Below are 14,510 nucleotides of genomic sequence, written 5' to 3'. Positions count from 1 at the left end.
CGTCGTGGTCTCAGGTCAAAGGCATCTGCCCCACGCCCACACGATGACGCAGAAGGAACCCGCCGTCGCTGTCTGCGGAGAGCCTGAGGCGTACATGCGGGCGGAACGCCTCGACAGGTTCTGTCGACGTGGTGACGATGTACTGAAATGAATCATTTCCAGCCGATGCCACATGGCCCAGCAGCGCCCACAGCATGGATTCACTCATTTCGGCCTCCCGGGGCGAGTCATGCAACAGGAACCCCGGGTGATAGCTTTGTGCCTTGCTGCTGTCGAGCAGGCAGGCGATATCTCCGGCCAGGATTTCGAGAACCTTGAAGGTTGTGGAGTGCATCGGCCCCATCTGGAAGGGGCGGCTGCGGCTCTTGTCGTCGTCACTCAGCACGCCCCAATGAAATGAGGGAAGGGCCTTGGCAACGGCGTGCATGGCACTGCTGATGACCTGATGTCGCCCCTTCAACGCGGCCCGTTCCTTGTCAAGCTGGATTTGAAGCTGGTCATGGCGACGTTGAGCCGATTCAAGTTGCCGCTCCACCGATACGATATCGGCTGACGAAGACTTTCCGGTCGCGATGCCGTCGTAGTGCTCGTAGTCTTCGAGGGCGTCGTCAAGCAACTGGACTGCAGACAAGGATTGCGCCTGCCTCGTGCTTAGGGCAGTGCTTTTTTGGTCGATGTCGGCCAGTTGTAAATCCATTGGGGCAACCTCGGCTTTCAGTTCTTGAAGCCTGCGGCGCAGAGGCAGCATGTCATTCTCGAGAGCCTGCTTGGATCGTTGATGCCCTGTGATGCGCTGGCTTCGATCAAGCTGGGTCTGCTCGATTCGATTGATCACGTAGCTGCAGTCCCTGCGCAACAGGTTCCCGGCATCGCAACGTGTCGGCAACTGTTGCTGCAATGACGCGGCCTCGTTCTGCAGTTCCGTTACGCGTTGCATGTCGCCCGCAATCAGTGCCTCTATCTGCTGGATTTCGTTGGTCAGAAGATCCATGCTGCTTTTCAGAGGCGCACGTGTTTCCAGCCAAGTTTGACGCGTTGCCGTGAGCTCTTGCCGTTCGGCTTCAATGTCGCGCAGTTCTTGCTGATACGCGCCTTGCCGCTGCTTGGCGAGCCCGATCAGGTTGGGGAGTTCGAGCAAGCCATCCTGGCGGAACGGCGTGGTGGCAGACGCGTTGAGGCGGCGTGTCAATTGGCGGCGCACGTGCTTGAGCAAGCGTGCAGGTTCCTCTCGCAGGTCTTGCAGATTGGCTTTTTGTTCCTCCAGCGTCTTGGCTGTGCCGTCCAACTCCTGCAATGTCGCGGCATCGTGCATCAGGCCCAGTACGATCTGCATCAGTGCGGCGGGTGACTTGGCAGGCAGGCTGAATCTGACGCCATCCGACCGCCACTGGTAGTAGTTTTGATAACGGGCGTTCTGGTCACGCGAACACCAGGCCAGAATCTGGTGCCATTCGATGGGCTGCTCGGACCCCGGCAGTTTTTGTACAGGCAGTATTTCCACCAGATGCTGCCGGAGCGCAGCTTGGTAGGCGCTGAACTCGTTTTCGACCTCGTTGGCAGCCAATTGTCGCCAGTCGGCCGTGCGGGATGCGCGGTATTGCTTTTGATGCAGCCAGGGTTTCAGAATTGTCCACACCTCGCCGCCGACGTGCACGCGGGCAGCCACCGCCCCTTCTTTCAGCTCGCGGCTGTGCAGCAGTTCGTCGCGAAGGGTTGAGCCATCGGACCAGAGGGGGTCGTCCAGCACGAAGCGCAACAACTGACAGAAGGCCGTTTTGCCGACCCCGTGGCCGGCGCTGCCCTTGCCAGGCGGCGAAACGACCAGGTTGAGTCCACGCCGCAAGGGAATCTCGCGTAAGGGCTCCTTAGTCGTCAGCGAATCCAGCAGCCACAGTGTTTCCACCCACAGGCGTGGTCTGGCATGGTCAATGGGTGGAGTGGCTGCGTCATCCATAGGTCTTTATCCCTGTTTGCGTATTTCGTCGGGTCGAACTTCTGATGTGGAACCTGCCAGAGCTTCTGCCAGCGCGGCTTCTTGTTGGCGACGAGCCGCTATCAAAGCGCGAGCGAGCGCCTCGGTGCGATGGTCGCCCAGGACTTCTGCTTGCGCTTGAGCATTACGGATTGACAGGGGCGCTGTTGCTGGAACACCCAACAGAGCTCGAAGCCAACTGCAAATGTGACCCCAGCGTTCTGTATTCACGGGTGCCAGCCAAGCATGCAGAACCTCGGCATCCGGAGTTTCATCTGGGAGACGGGCGCCGAGAAGTCGCCGAAGTTGATTGTCATCACATGGTCCGGCTTGTTGAAGCACATCGACTATCAGCCCCGCCAGCCAATCTTCTGCGGCGGAAGCCGGAGTACCGCCTTCTGCGTAGATCGGCAACGGTGCCCCGCGGCGGACTGGCTTGGGTGCCGGCGTCGTGATCGGCTGTCGAACTTCCAACATATCCCATGCGGCCAGCACCAACTGCTGAGTGCGGTATTGGTTCGTACCAGGAATGCGCTCCTTGTTCTTGAGCACACGGAAGGTTTCGCTGGGGTAGTCCGAGCCCATAACATCTGCTGGGTCGAGGATGTAGCGCAGCTCTTCGCGGGTCAGACCGTACAAATGAGCGTAATAGGCATCAAGTTCTGCGCGAATCTCAGCACGGCGCTGCGAGTTGAAGGTGAAGGGCGGGCCGTCAAATCCTAGGTCTTTCGCCCAAGGTTGCAGGTCGTGGGCTGTGAATGTGAGCTCCAGCACCCGCGGGACGATGAAGGCGAGGTCTTCGTCGGTGTATTGATCTGGCGCTAGGACAGGAAACTGCTTGAGATACGAATAGGTGAGATGCGTGCCACCTACTTTGACCCGGGCGCAGTAGTCCAAAACCAATGAGCAAAGGTTACCCAGCAGTGCCGCCGCAAGCTGCGGCGACTTCAATGTCAGGATCAATGGCATGGTGTGCCCGATTCCCATCTTTGGCGCCACGCTGGCAATTACGGTGCGTTCATCCGTGGCCCTACAGATGTCACGCCAACCCATAAGCCACCCACGTGCCCAATCCTTGTCTTTCAGCCGCCTCTCTACCTCGACTTGACTCACCCAGTAGCGCGGGATGACGGCGCAGTTCGCGTCTGCTTTTTCGGCGTCAGTCAAGTCGCGGCTGCTGCCGTCTGGCGTATAGGTGGCCCAGCGATGGTCAAACTGGTGGATAAGCTTGGCTTCGTATAGTGGTACCAGACCCGCCCCCGACGCTTCGGGAAACGGACTGTCACTCGTCATATTGAACAAGCCCTGCGAGAAACTGACGTCCCAAGGGTTTCCGTCAGGACGGTTCTCATTGATGAGCACGGGAGCGGCGCGGTATAGCTTCTTGGTCAGCTCTGCATCGCGCCCACTGCGGAACACCGGGCAAGTGAGAGTATTTGGGTTGATGAGACGGAACTCATCCGGCGTGAGGTTGAACCGGCGGAGTGGATCGGCCAACTGATCCACCTGCGCGGCAAAGCAAACGAACTCGGCTCTCGGCACAGAGCCAAGCGTGAGCAGGCAAAATTTGTAGCTACGATGGACGGAGGGAAACACCCCCTCGCGGTTCTCCATGTCGTACAGACTAACCAGCCGGCCGCTCTGTGTGAGATCGGCGAAATAGGCCTTGGTGCTGTCATCTGTGGCAATGCCAGTGGGCACAATGAAGCCAGATCGCCCGCTGGCCTGCGTGATCTGGTTGATGCTTTCGGCAAATAGGGCGTAAGTATTGAGTTTTCCGAAGGCTGTTAGTGGGTAGCGCCCAGATTCTCGGAAGAAGGTGTTTGCGGCAGCGATGCGCTGGCTTTCCACTACGTATGCCTGCCACAGACGAGGGTCAGCCACTGCCAGTGACGCGATGGCTTGCTTGCGCTTGTCGCCGACCAAGTCAGCAATGTGCGGGGCACGGGTTGCAAAGAATTCTTCTCCACCCAATTGAGAGACTTCCCACGGCGGATTACCCAGCACGCAGTCAAATCCACCCTGAGCAAACACTTGAGGAAAAGCCAGCGGCCAGTGCAGCACGCGGGCTTCATCGCATGCAAGTTGTGCAGCGGCCAGGGTGCCCTCTTGGTCAGCAGGAAGCGGTACACCTTGCAGCGTCAGGTAGAGCGTGGCGGTGGTGGGAACGTGGCTGGCGGTGTCCGCGCGCTTGGGCAACAGGTAGGCGCCCAGCAGAAGATTGGCGGCTTGGGCCAGGCGGCCAGCTCGGGCCTGCCGTAGGTAAGCACCATAGGCTTCAGCCTTGGCCGCTATCTGAACGGTGCTGTCTTCGGGCTGGGATTCGAGTGCTCGCAACTCTGTCAGGCCGCTGCCGCTCTGGCTTGCCACATCCATTTGACCAAAGACGTGGGCGTCGCGTTTTCTGTCCAAGTCTTTCAGTGCAGCGGCGTTGGTCTTGGCGAGTTGCTTGCAGACGTCCTTGTTGTCGCCACTCAGGGGCTTGAAGGCGTCTTTGGCGATGCCGAGTTCCAGCGCCTTCAGGTCGGTTAGGCCCAGCAGCGCGTCGCCTACTTGAAGGTGGTGGTCCAGAAAGCCCAGGGGGCGGCCTTCTTCAAAGCCCTCCAGCCATAGAGCGGTGCGGGCCAGTTCTATGGCCATGGGATTTCGGTCGACCCCAAAAATGCAGCGGGCCACCACCTCACGCAAAGCGTGGCGGTAGTCTTGCGGGCGCACGGCACCCTCCTGCCCACTCTCAACGCTGCGCAGTTCTGCCAGCTTCTCTGCCAGCCGGCGGGCTGCTGCCAGCAAAAAGTGGCCGCTACCGCAGGCGGGGTCCATCACGCGGATGGATAGCAGAGCCTCGGTGGGGTTGTCGGTGCGCGCCTGTAGGCGTTGTTCGATGACAGGGTCCAGCGCGCTTTTGATCAGCTCCTGCACCAGGCTGTCGGGCGTGTAGTAGCTGCCCGAGGTTTTGCGGGCGTTGCCAGCGGTGCTGCCTTCTTCGGTGATGCCGACAAAGCCGAAACGGCGCGCAGGCAGATCGATGGTGGGTACCAGTTCCAGCAGGCTTTCGTACACGCTGCCCAGCTCTTCTGGCCCCATGTTGCGATAGTCAACCGGGGTGAGACTGCTGGCCTTGCCCTGAGTGATGACGGCCCAGCGCAGGTGTTGCAGCGCGGCGAGCATGTGGGTGTTGTGCAGGTTCGCGGCGTCCAGCTGCGGACATTGATCTTCCGCGAACAGGCCGCCCAGAGCGGGCAGAGCCAGCCGTGCTTGGCCGTGCGCCAAGCCGCGCCAGACGATGCGGATGGCCTGCCAGTGGTCGTCATGCCGGTTGCGGGCACGGCGTTTCAGGCACAGCTCACGCAAACGGCCCAGTGCATAGCCTGCGGCATAGGCCTTGCGGGCAGCCAATGCCTCGGCGCTGTCATCAACCGGATGCAACACACCGCGTTCTTCCACGGTGAAGACAAAGATCAGCCGGTAAATGAGGCGCAGCAGTTGCTGGAAGTAGGCGTCCTTACTCAGGCTGCCGTCGTGCAGTGCGGCGCGCAGTGCATCGTTGGTGGGGTGCTGCAGGAAGCCTTCGCCAAACGTGAGCAGGGCTTTCTCGACGCCGTTGCGCAGACCGTCGCGTACACGCGTGCCCTCGGCTTTGCCTGCTTCGCGCCATTGCTCCCAGACGCAAGCGGCACCACCAGAGTGCGGTGCACGGCTGCCGTGCAGCAGGCGCCACACGTTGGCGAACTCGGCATAACGCTGGCCGCCCAGCAGATCGGCCAGGTCGAATTCCAAGTAGGTGGGTCGGGTGAGCGAGGCCGCATCGCGCAACAGACGGAGTTGCTTGCCGTTGCTGACGATGCCCCAGGTGTGCTCAGGGCTGGCGTTGAGCAGCTCTTGCATGGCCTGGAAGGCGGACTTCTTGCGGTTACCACTGCCCGCCACTGCGAAACGTGGGTCGGCATCGTCCAGCGCCAGGTTGTGCGGGGCTACCAACACAGCCATGCGGCCTGCCATCACGTTGACGGGGTAGGCCATGGCGGCCACTTGCACCGAAGTGGTGGGCTGTACTGGGGTGTAGCCCAAGGCGTCGCGGAGCAGTTCGCTCACAAAACCAATGGTTAGCCGGTGGGCATCTACGTCGGCACGGTCCAGCTGGGCGGCGAAGTGTTGCCACTGCGCGCAGGCAATCTGGAAGGCGCGGCTGTACTCGTCTTTGAGCTTGACGCCCTTGGGCACACCGTAGTCCACCTCGGTTTGACCTTGGGCGCGGCCTTGCGCGGCCTTCTCCAACTGGTCGGGCAGGAACAGGCTGCCTTCCAGTTGAATGGTGGGTAGGTTGAGCGTGGCCTGGTGCTTGCTGTTGCGTATGCGTTTCATGTTTTTCTTGGCTCAGGCTTACAGCGAATCGGGAAGGAGCACATACACGCCCATCACATCCACCGGCAGGCAGGGCTTGACGTTGTATTGGCCCACGTCTCGAGCGGCTTCACGCACGCGCTTGTGGTCGTCCAGAAGGGCATCAGCACGTTGCTGTGCCAGGGATTGCAACTGCTGAGGGTGGGCGGCCAGGAATTCGAGGGCTTGGCGCACCTCGCGCTGCACGGCCTCAGGCAGCAGGTTGCCACTGGGGGTGCATTCGATGAGGCGGGCTGCTTGGTCATCGGCCAGCCACTCTGGGTTTGCCCGGCCGCGTACGGCCAAGGCCACGGACTCTTCGGCCATCATCTGGAAGGGTTCGCGGCGGCGCACGTAGCTGAGTTGATGACGCACGCGCAGCAGGTATAGGGTGGTGGCCACTTCCACGTCGTTGGTCAGCGTGGCCGCACAGCGGGCTGCTACGGGCTGGGTGTTGCCCAGCGCGTCTTCCAGCAGGTGTTGAGCCAGCAGGCCCACGAGAGGGTGGCTGCGGTGCAGCTCGTCGAAATCGATCAGCTGAGCTGCGTCCAGCCCTTCATCGGCCAGGCGCAGTCGCAAGGCCTCGGGCAGATGTTGAGGGGTGAAGCGCACCTGGTTGGCGCGGCGCGTGTTGTCCAGTGGTGAGCCCAGGCGTACGCAGGCGCTTTGCAGAAAGCGCTTCACATCGGCTTGGGCACCCAGGGCCTGCTGCTGTTTGTGCCACTCGGGCAGTACCTCGTCGGGGCGAATGCGGCGCTGCGCAAACACGGTGCGGTTGGCCTTGGCCTTTTCCAGTGCGTCTTGCCACTGAGCCTGCAAAGGTGCGAGCAGCCGCTCCGGCTCGCCAAAGTCGAAGGACTCTTGCAGCATGATGGCCGGTGCCCTGTGCTCGCGGCGCATCAGCGCGGCCTTGACCAAGGCCTGGTTGATGCGGGCATCGTCTTCAGGCAGAGGGACCATCACGCCCAGCTCCTTCTGGATCGCCTCGCCCTTGCGCAAGATGACCTTCAGTACAAAGCCGTCGATCGGGTTGTCTTGCCCATAGAGCATGGTGCAGCGCACTTCAGGCGCTTGCTGGCCAAAGCGGTCTACCCGGCCTTCGCGTTGTTCGTGGCGCGTGGGGTTCCAGGCCAGGTCGTAGTGGACGACTGCGGTGAACAGGTGCTGCAGGTTGATGCCTTCTGACAGGCAATCGGTCGCCACCAGGATGCGGCTGTCGGCTTCGCCCATGTCCTCCACACGCTCACGCCGCTCTTCGGGCGTGAATTCGCCTGTGATGGCTTCGATGGTGGCCTGGGGAAATTTCGTCTTGAGGTGGTCCGCCACGTAGTGTGCGGTGGCGATGTAGCGGCAGAACACCACCGGGTGGTAGCCATCTTTGAGCAGTTGGCCGACATGCTGAATCAATGCAGCCAGCTTGGGGTCGCCGGATTGGCCGGAAAGGCGCTGGGCCGTGGCGATGAGGTCTTGCAGGCGGGACGCGTCTTGCACCTGAGCAGGAGGCTCCAGGTCGCTGGCCGACAGGTCATCGGCCGCGCCATCGTGCAATCGCTCGTCGGTCAGCAGGTCTTCTTCGGACTGGGTGCCTTCAAGACGAGTGGTCAACGCTTTGACCGCTGCGGCAGGAGAGGACGCCACGCAACGCAGCAAGGCGAGCGTGGCGTACCACATCAGTCCGGAGCCTCCGGCCACCCCTTCGCGTTCGGCAGCCTCTGCCAGTTCGCGGCAGTAGTCTTGCACGGCGTCGAAGAAGTTGCCCCAGTCGCCACTGAGCTGGTAAGTCAGCTCGGTCTTCATGCGCCGGGCAAAGCCGCGCCCGTCTTCTGTTTCGGCCTGCCACTCGGTGATGTCCTTGCGGCGGCGTTGTACGAAGTGGCGGGCCAGTTCCTGGCGCAGCGGATCGCTGGCTGACATGCGGCCTTGCAGCGCCAGGAAGCGCTGATCCAGCAACGACAGCAGGTTGTAGAAGGCGACTTCGTCGCCGGAGTGTGGTGTCGCGGTGAGTAGGATCAGATGCCTGTGCTCGTTCCTTCCCAGCCGCTGCAACAGCTCAAAGCGAAGTTGCTTGCCGGCGCCGCTGCTGGCGCAGGTGTGGGCCTCGTCCACGATGATGCATTCGGGCGCCGTGGCGATGAACTGCTCGCGGTTGCGTTCGCTCTTGATGTAGTCCAGGCTCACCACCACCACGGGGTGGTGATCGAACAGAGCCACGCCGTGGGGTAGTTCGCGCTCGACCCGAGCGGCCGACGATGCCGTGAGCGCGACGGCATGGAGGTTGAACCGGGTTTCGAGCTCGGACTGCCATTGCTCGACCAAGTGGGGTGGGCACAGCACGGCGAGACGGGCAATTTCGCCACGGTCCATCAACTCGCGGGCAATCAGCCCTGCTTCAATGGTTTTGCCGATGCCCACGTCGTCGGCAATCAACAGGCGAACTGTGGACAGGCGCAGGGCCATTAGCAGGGGCACCAGTTGGTAGCCACGTGGCTCCACCGCGATGTTGCCAAACGACCGGAACGGGCCAGCACCGGCGCGCAGAGTGAGGCGCAAAGCATCGCGTAGCAGGACGGCCGCTGCATGGTTGCCCGCGAGGGCGGGATCCGGCAGGTCAAAAGTGGCGTGTTCAACCGGTGCCAGTTCCAACTCGGGGATCAGGGCGATCGTTTCGTCTTCGGCGCCGCCCAGAGGGCGCAAGCGCAGCCAGTCGCGGTGCGAGTCGGTCTGCACCACCCATTCGCGGCCACGTGCGCGAACCAGGTTGCCAGGCTGAAAGTCGTGTTCAAGGGTTGTCATGGAATGCGTTCAGGGATATCAGCTGGCCGAACCGAACACGGCCGGGTGTTCAGCGAAGCGCTTGGACCAATGTTCGGGTTCGGAGAAGTCCAGCAATTGCCAGCCCTTGTCTTGCAGCGAGGCGGCTGTGGCGGCATCGACCGGGCTGAGGAACACCAAGGCGCGCGCGGCCTTGTACTGCGCCGCGGCGGTGGCCGCGCCCTGATTGACGGGGATGCTCAGGGCGTCTGGTGTGGCGAGGCCTGCCTGATTCAGGGCGGCCAGCCAACGCGCCTGAGGCGTGTCGTCGGTTGGTTCAGCACCGGCGGTGCCGGCCTGGCCGGCCGGTGAACTGTCATCTGAGGGGCGCAACCTGACCTGAGCGTTGGCCATGGCAACCAGCAGTTTGAGCGCCTCGGGGTTGCGGCGGTTGATGTGCTCGTGGTCAGGCTGATTGAAGTACGAGAGCAGGCACTGGTAACAGCCAGCCTCGCAGATGTGGTTGCCGAGATCATTGGTTTCTTCCAGCGCAGGCAGGTCTTCAATTCGCCAGATGCCATCGGTGGGATCTCTGTGATGCAGGAGCCGAAGCGCATTTTGTGCAACCAGGGCCAAGCTGGCGGAGTCATTGGCCAGCCGGGTGAGCACGCCCGCCCCGCCTTCTGCGGCCTCGTAGAACAGCAGCGCGCGGCGTTCGTCGAGCTTTGGCAATGGCTCGGCCACCAGCTCGGACTCTTCGATCTGAAAAGTCATTTCGACACCACGCTTGAGCGCAGCCTGCAACGTGGCCATGGCCTCCAGCGAAAGCGCATGCACCGGCGCCAGAATCAGCAGGTTGCGATGGTCTTCGACGAAAGGGACGATGCGCTGGTTGGGCACCTTGTCCATGAGCGCGTCATCGTTGCCGTTGTCGTCGCCCGCATCCGGGGCATCCTGCTTGCTCCAGGTGCCCGTGATGGGGTTGATGTAGAAGCCCAGTTGCTCCTTGTCCTTGCGGCGACGCCATCCCCGGTTGATGCGCCAGATGCGTGCGGCCGGCGCGTAGCTGAGTTCGGCCAGAGCTTCCTCGCTCTGCAGAACGTCGGCCTTTTGCTTTTGAATCCTCCCATCAGGACCAGGCAGAAACCGGTATGTGGTCTGCAGCTCGAAGCCTTGTCGCTGACGGTCTTCGTCGTTGATGGAGATGCGTTCGACCGGCAGGGTTTCGACTGTCTCGATGCGGTAAAGCTCGCGCACCCAATCGGTTTCCGTCAGCAGCGCATCGCAGTTTTCGCAACGGTTGACCAGCGGCTGCCCGCCGCCCGGCTCGCCCAGGTGGCCGTAGCCGCATTGGCTGCACACCAAGGAGGTGATCGTTGAGAGCTGGCTGTTGCCTGAGATGTGGTCGGCATTGCCCACGTTGAGCTTGGCACGTACCACGCGGTACATGCGCCCCTGGTGGTAGATGAGGCTGCGCGGTCCGAACTCAGACAGGGCCAGGAACCTGGGGCGGCTGACCATGCTGCCCTCGTCGTCTTTGCCGTTGGTGGTCTGCCCGCCGCGGGCTGGGATCCAGGCCATGAGGGGCAGGCGAGGGAAGTTGTAGCCCGGCAAGAAACCCTGGCTGGCCAGGTAGCGGTAGGTGTAGAAATCGGTGTTCTGGCTGTTGCCTGATTTGAGGAGTACGGCGTACTGCCGTGCCGCGTCACCGTAGCGGCGTTGGGCGTTCTGGCGCTCTGCGTGCGATGCGGTATGGCTCTTGACGATTTGGTCGGCCATGTTCATCTGCTGCCGAGTGGCGTCGAACAGGACACGCCAGCGCTCCAGGGCGCCCGAAAACTGTTGGGGAGCGCGCTCGATGACCTGCTGCACGTACTCAGTTGTGAACCAGTGGCTACCGTTCAAGTCGGTCAGAAGCTGGTCCACGACGCGCTGCGCGCTGCCCATGGCGCGTTCACGCACACCGGGTGCGTTGAAGGCGTCTTGGTAGCTCTGCTTGAGCGGCTTGCCTGGCTGGTCCAGATCCAGCATTGGGGCGATGCTGGCATCCAGCGGGGTTTGCGTGCTGGCCAGCCACACGGCCTGCAGGTGGCTGTCCACGAGGTCGCGGTTGGCCAGATCCAGTGTGGGCGCGCGGACCACACCATGCACCATGTCGTTGGCATGGTGGAAGAACCATTGGTCGTGCGGACTGAGTGCAGCGCAATAGGTGACGACCAAAGCCTGTTGGCCGGAGCGGCCCGCCCGGCCGCTGCGCTGCGCGTAATTGGCTGGAGTGGGCGGCATGTTCCGCAGATACACGGTGTTGAGAGCGGAGATGTCCACGCCCAGCTCCATGGTGGGTGAGCAGAACATGACGGGCAATCGCTCCAACGGAGCCTCATGCGCGGGGTTCTGCGACCAGTCGTTGCGGTCTTTGTCGGTGTAGCGGAAGCGCTGTTCCAGCAGCTGGCGGCGCGGGGCGTCAACCTGTGCGGTGTGTTCTTGGGCCTCGAACTCGAACAGGGGGTGAGACGGCAGGCGCAGCAGATCGGCCACGCTGAGGTAGAGCTCCCGGAAGAAGGTGTTGACCCGACTGTCGTCACCAAGCGCCTGATCGCTGGTCAGGCACCAGTCCAAGGCGGCGGCGTTCAGGCGCCAGCCTGCCAATTGCGCGTCGATGGCGTGCTTCTGAACATAGCCGTAGTTGCCTGCGGCGCGCAGCAGCGCCTCGATGAGTTCAACCCACTCAGGGTCCTTCCAGCATTTGACCTCACCAGCAAACACGGTGTCTTGCCAGAAGCTGGATGTCTTGACCAGCCGCAGCAATCGCGAGCGCGCGCCGCCGGTGACAAGGTCGGTTCGTGGCTTGCCTTTGTATTCAGGGCGTTTGCCCAGAATCAGATAGCGGCCCGTTTCGAGCTTTTCATCAGGAGCAAAAGCCCAGCGCTCCGTGAGGTAGGTATGTCCGCTCGTGCGCGCTTTGTCGTGCTCGACAGGGTCAAGATATCGGGTTTCAAGACACAGATGGCGACGCAGATTGTCAAACAGCAGCTCGCTCAATCGAGTGCGGTGTGCCGGGCTGAGACCGGACAACACCTTGTTTTCCGCAAATGCACCAGCATCCGCGGAAAACTCGTCCAGGCCGCGATAGCGGATGGCCAGCAGACCGAGCTGATCAAGATTGGGGTTGTTGTATCGCCAGCCTCTGCGCAGGTCGCGCAGCAGTCGATAGGCGATGATGAAGCGCAGGGTGCGCTGTGCCTCTTGACGTGCCAGGCCCATCAGCTTGGGAGAACGCAGGTATTCCACCAAGATGCTTTGCTCCACCTGTTGGAAGCCAAGCGCTTTGAACACAGCATCAGCAAGCTGCTCTTCGTTGAGCACGCCAGCGTTGTCCTGCAGGGCACCAATCAGGCCCGAACGCAGGGTCAGCAAGAAGATGAAGTCGTTGAAATGCCCTGCCTGCAAGGCGGCATCCTGCCGGTTGTCGGTGAACCCCAAAAGCTTGCGTGGGTCGGGTTGCCCAGGCGAGGGATCGGGCAAAGCGAAGAGCTGTTGTAGGGCACTCAGCGCGATCATTGTGGTGGCCGAGGATCGGCCCTCACCGGACAGGCTGGATAGGCGGTTGGCATCCTTGCCATGTGCCTCATGCACCACGCCACAACTCAGGCAGAAGCGGAATTTGCCTGGGATGAACCAGAAATCCTCACCTGACCCATCGTGTCCCTGAGGGTCGGCGGCGACACGATAGGGGATGGCCTTTCTGTAGGCTGGCTTGACCTTCGGCTCTTCCCGGCTCAGGTCCAGCCACGCCTCAGGCAGATCGTCGATCTGACCGCCATACTGCTGTCCGCCTTTCGTTGGGCAGAGAAACCCGTAGCTGGCGTCTTCATTGTCGTCTGCGCTGACGTCGTCGATCTCTCTGGGCAGATAGGTGATGGGGCGTTGCCCAGATTGCCACACGGGCAGGTACTCTTGGCCGCAATCCCGGCAAAAGTGAGCGGGATACAGATGCACGCCTTCGTCTTGCCTACCTGGCGCGAAGCGTTGCGCATCTAGGGTGATGTGCCGATGACCTGAGGCCTCCAGCGTGGTGAGTACCTTGCCGGGGCCGCTGATGAATTGGTGCAGCTTGAAGGCAAAGGGCGGGCGCCCTTGGGGTGTCCGCACCTCATGGGCGGCCACCAGAAACTTTTGCAACGCCGCTCGAGCCAGCGCCACATCGCACTTGGCGTCCAGCGCTAGATCTTCGCTGGCGACCTGAAGTGTCTTGGGTTTGGCTCGTCTTGGGGGTTCGTGATCGGGTAGCTCAATGCCAAGGTTGAGCTCGACCCAGATGGACAATGGATCGCGCTGAAATGCTTCAAAGTCTGGCCAGCCGAACTGCTCGCGCATGACGGCGGCTGGCAATTCAGCGGCAATCGCCGCGACGTCTTTGAGCGGGTTCGTGACGCGTTCCAGTGTTTCGCCAATCACATCGTGCTCGCTGATGTGGGCGCCAAAAAGTTTGGCGGCCACCTCGGCCACGGTGCGGTTGCGATCTGCCTGGGTGCCCGCGCTCGACATGGTGGCGGAGGTGCCGATACACACGAGCTTGTCGGCCTTGAGCCGTTCGCGTAGGCGACGAACGAGCAGGGCCACATCGGCTCCCTGCCGGCCTCTATAGGTGTGGAGTTCATCCAACACCAAGAACTCCAAGCCTTCGCAATGGTCCACCACCCTGCGATCCACATCATCGAAGCGGGTGAGGATGTACTCCAGCATCATGAAGTTGGTGAGCAGGATGTCTGGCGGGTTGTCCGCTATGGCATCGCGCTCGGACATTTTTTCCTGGCCGGTGTACCGCGCGACGGTGAATGGGCGTTCATCTGACCCGTAGCCATGGAGGAACTTGTCGAGTTCTTCCAGTTGACTGTTTGCCAAAGCGTTCATCGGGTAGATGACGATGGCCCGTGTGCGCGCCTTATCCCCCTCTGCCTTGGCTTTGATGATGCGGTCAATGATGGGGATGAAGAAGGACAGTGACTTGCCGGATCCCGTCCCGGTTGTCACGACATAACTTTGGCCTGCCTGCCCCTTGGCGAGAGCCTGCAACTGGTGGGCGTAGAGGTGGAGCGGTTGCGGATGGCCTTCGGGCTTCCCAACCTGAAAGACATCCGCGCACACGGGGTGCAACACACCTTCCGCGGCCAACGACTGAACGGTACCTTTGCGCTGGTAGTTGGGATTGATCTGAACCAGGGGCTCAGGCCAATAGCGACCATCCTGGTACTGGCGCTCAACTTCCTGCTGGATGTCATCCGCAGCAATGCGAACAAAGCTGCGAGAGAAATTGCTGTAACGGTCAACCAACTGGTTGCGAAACTGAAAAACGTCATCCACGGTTCTTCTCTCCCTTGTCTTCTTTGTGGGCGCGTGACGCGCC

The 14,510-nt window shown here is 61.6% G+C and carries 4 protein-coding genes; all 4 read right to left on the bottom strand.

From position 1 onward, the window contains the following. Positions 1 to 10 precede the first annotated feature (10 nt). The 4 genes from ACG0Z3_RS11715 to ACG0Z3_RS11700 are packed head-to-tail and all read right to left on the bottom strand — an operon-like array spanning position 11 to position 14,467. Positions 11 to 1,954 carry a chromosome partitioning protein ParA gene (locus ACG0Z3_RS11715; protein WP_394397667.1) on the bottom strand — a complete coding sequence of 648 codons (1,944 nt, stop codon included), beginning with the start codon at positions 1,952 to 1,954 and terminating at the stop codon, positions 11 to 13. A 6-nt stretch (positions 1,955 to 1,960) separates the two neighbouring features. Beyond that, positions 1,961 to 6,334, bottom strand: coding sequence for an Eco57I restriction-modification methylase domain-containing protein (locus ACG0Z3_RS11710; protein ID WP_394397666.1), 4,374 nt, complete (start codon positions 6,332 to 6,334; stop codon positions 1,961 to 1,963). A gap of 18 nt (positions 6,335 to 6,352) precedes the next feature. After that, positions 6,353 to 9,145, bottom strand: coding sequence for a helicase-related protein (locus ACG0Z3_RS11705; RefSeq protein ID WP_394397665.1), 2,793 nt, complete (start codon positions 9,143 to 9,145; stop codon positions 6,353 to 6,355). 18 nt (positions 9,146 to 9,163) lie between these two features. Beyond that, the gene (locus ACG0Z3_RS11700) at positions 9,164 to 14,467 is read right to left on the bottom strand and encodes a DEAD/DEAH box helicase (protein WP_394397664.1); all 5,304 of its coding nucleotides are present in this window, start codon (positions 14,465 to 14,467) and stop codon (positions 9,164 to 9,166) included. Between the last annotated feature and the right edge of the window lie 43 nt (positions 14,468 to 14,510).

Source organism: Pelomonas margarita, assembly GCF_043555875.1.
GTDB lineage: Bacteria > Pseudomonadota > Gammaproteobacteria > Burkholderiales > Burkholderiaceae_C > Pelomonas > Pelomonas margarita.
Note: the sequence above shows the minus strand (reverse complement) of the source record. Positions and strands in the feature narration are given on the sequence as shown.

Coding starts and splice junctions, on each gene's coding strand:
- ACG0Z3_RS11710 (WP_394397666.1), bottom strand. CDS start 6,334: ATGAAACGCATACGCAACAGCAAGCACCAGGCCACGCTCAACCTACCC.
- ACG0Z3_RS11715 (WP_394397667.1), bottom strand. CDS start 1,954: ATGGATGACGCAGCCACTCCACCCATTGACCATGCCAGACCACGCCTG.
- ACG0Z3_RS11705 (WP_394397665.1), bottom strand. CDS start 9,145: ATGACAACCCTTGAACACGACTTTCAGCCTGGCAACCTGGTTCGCGCA.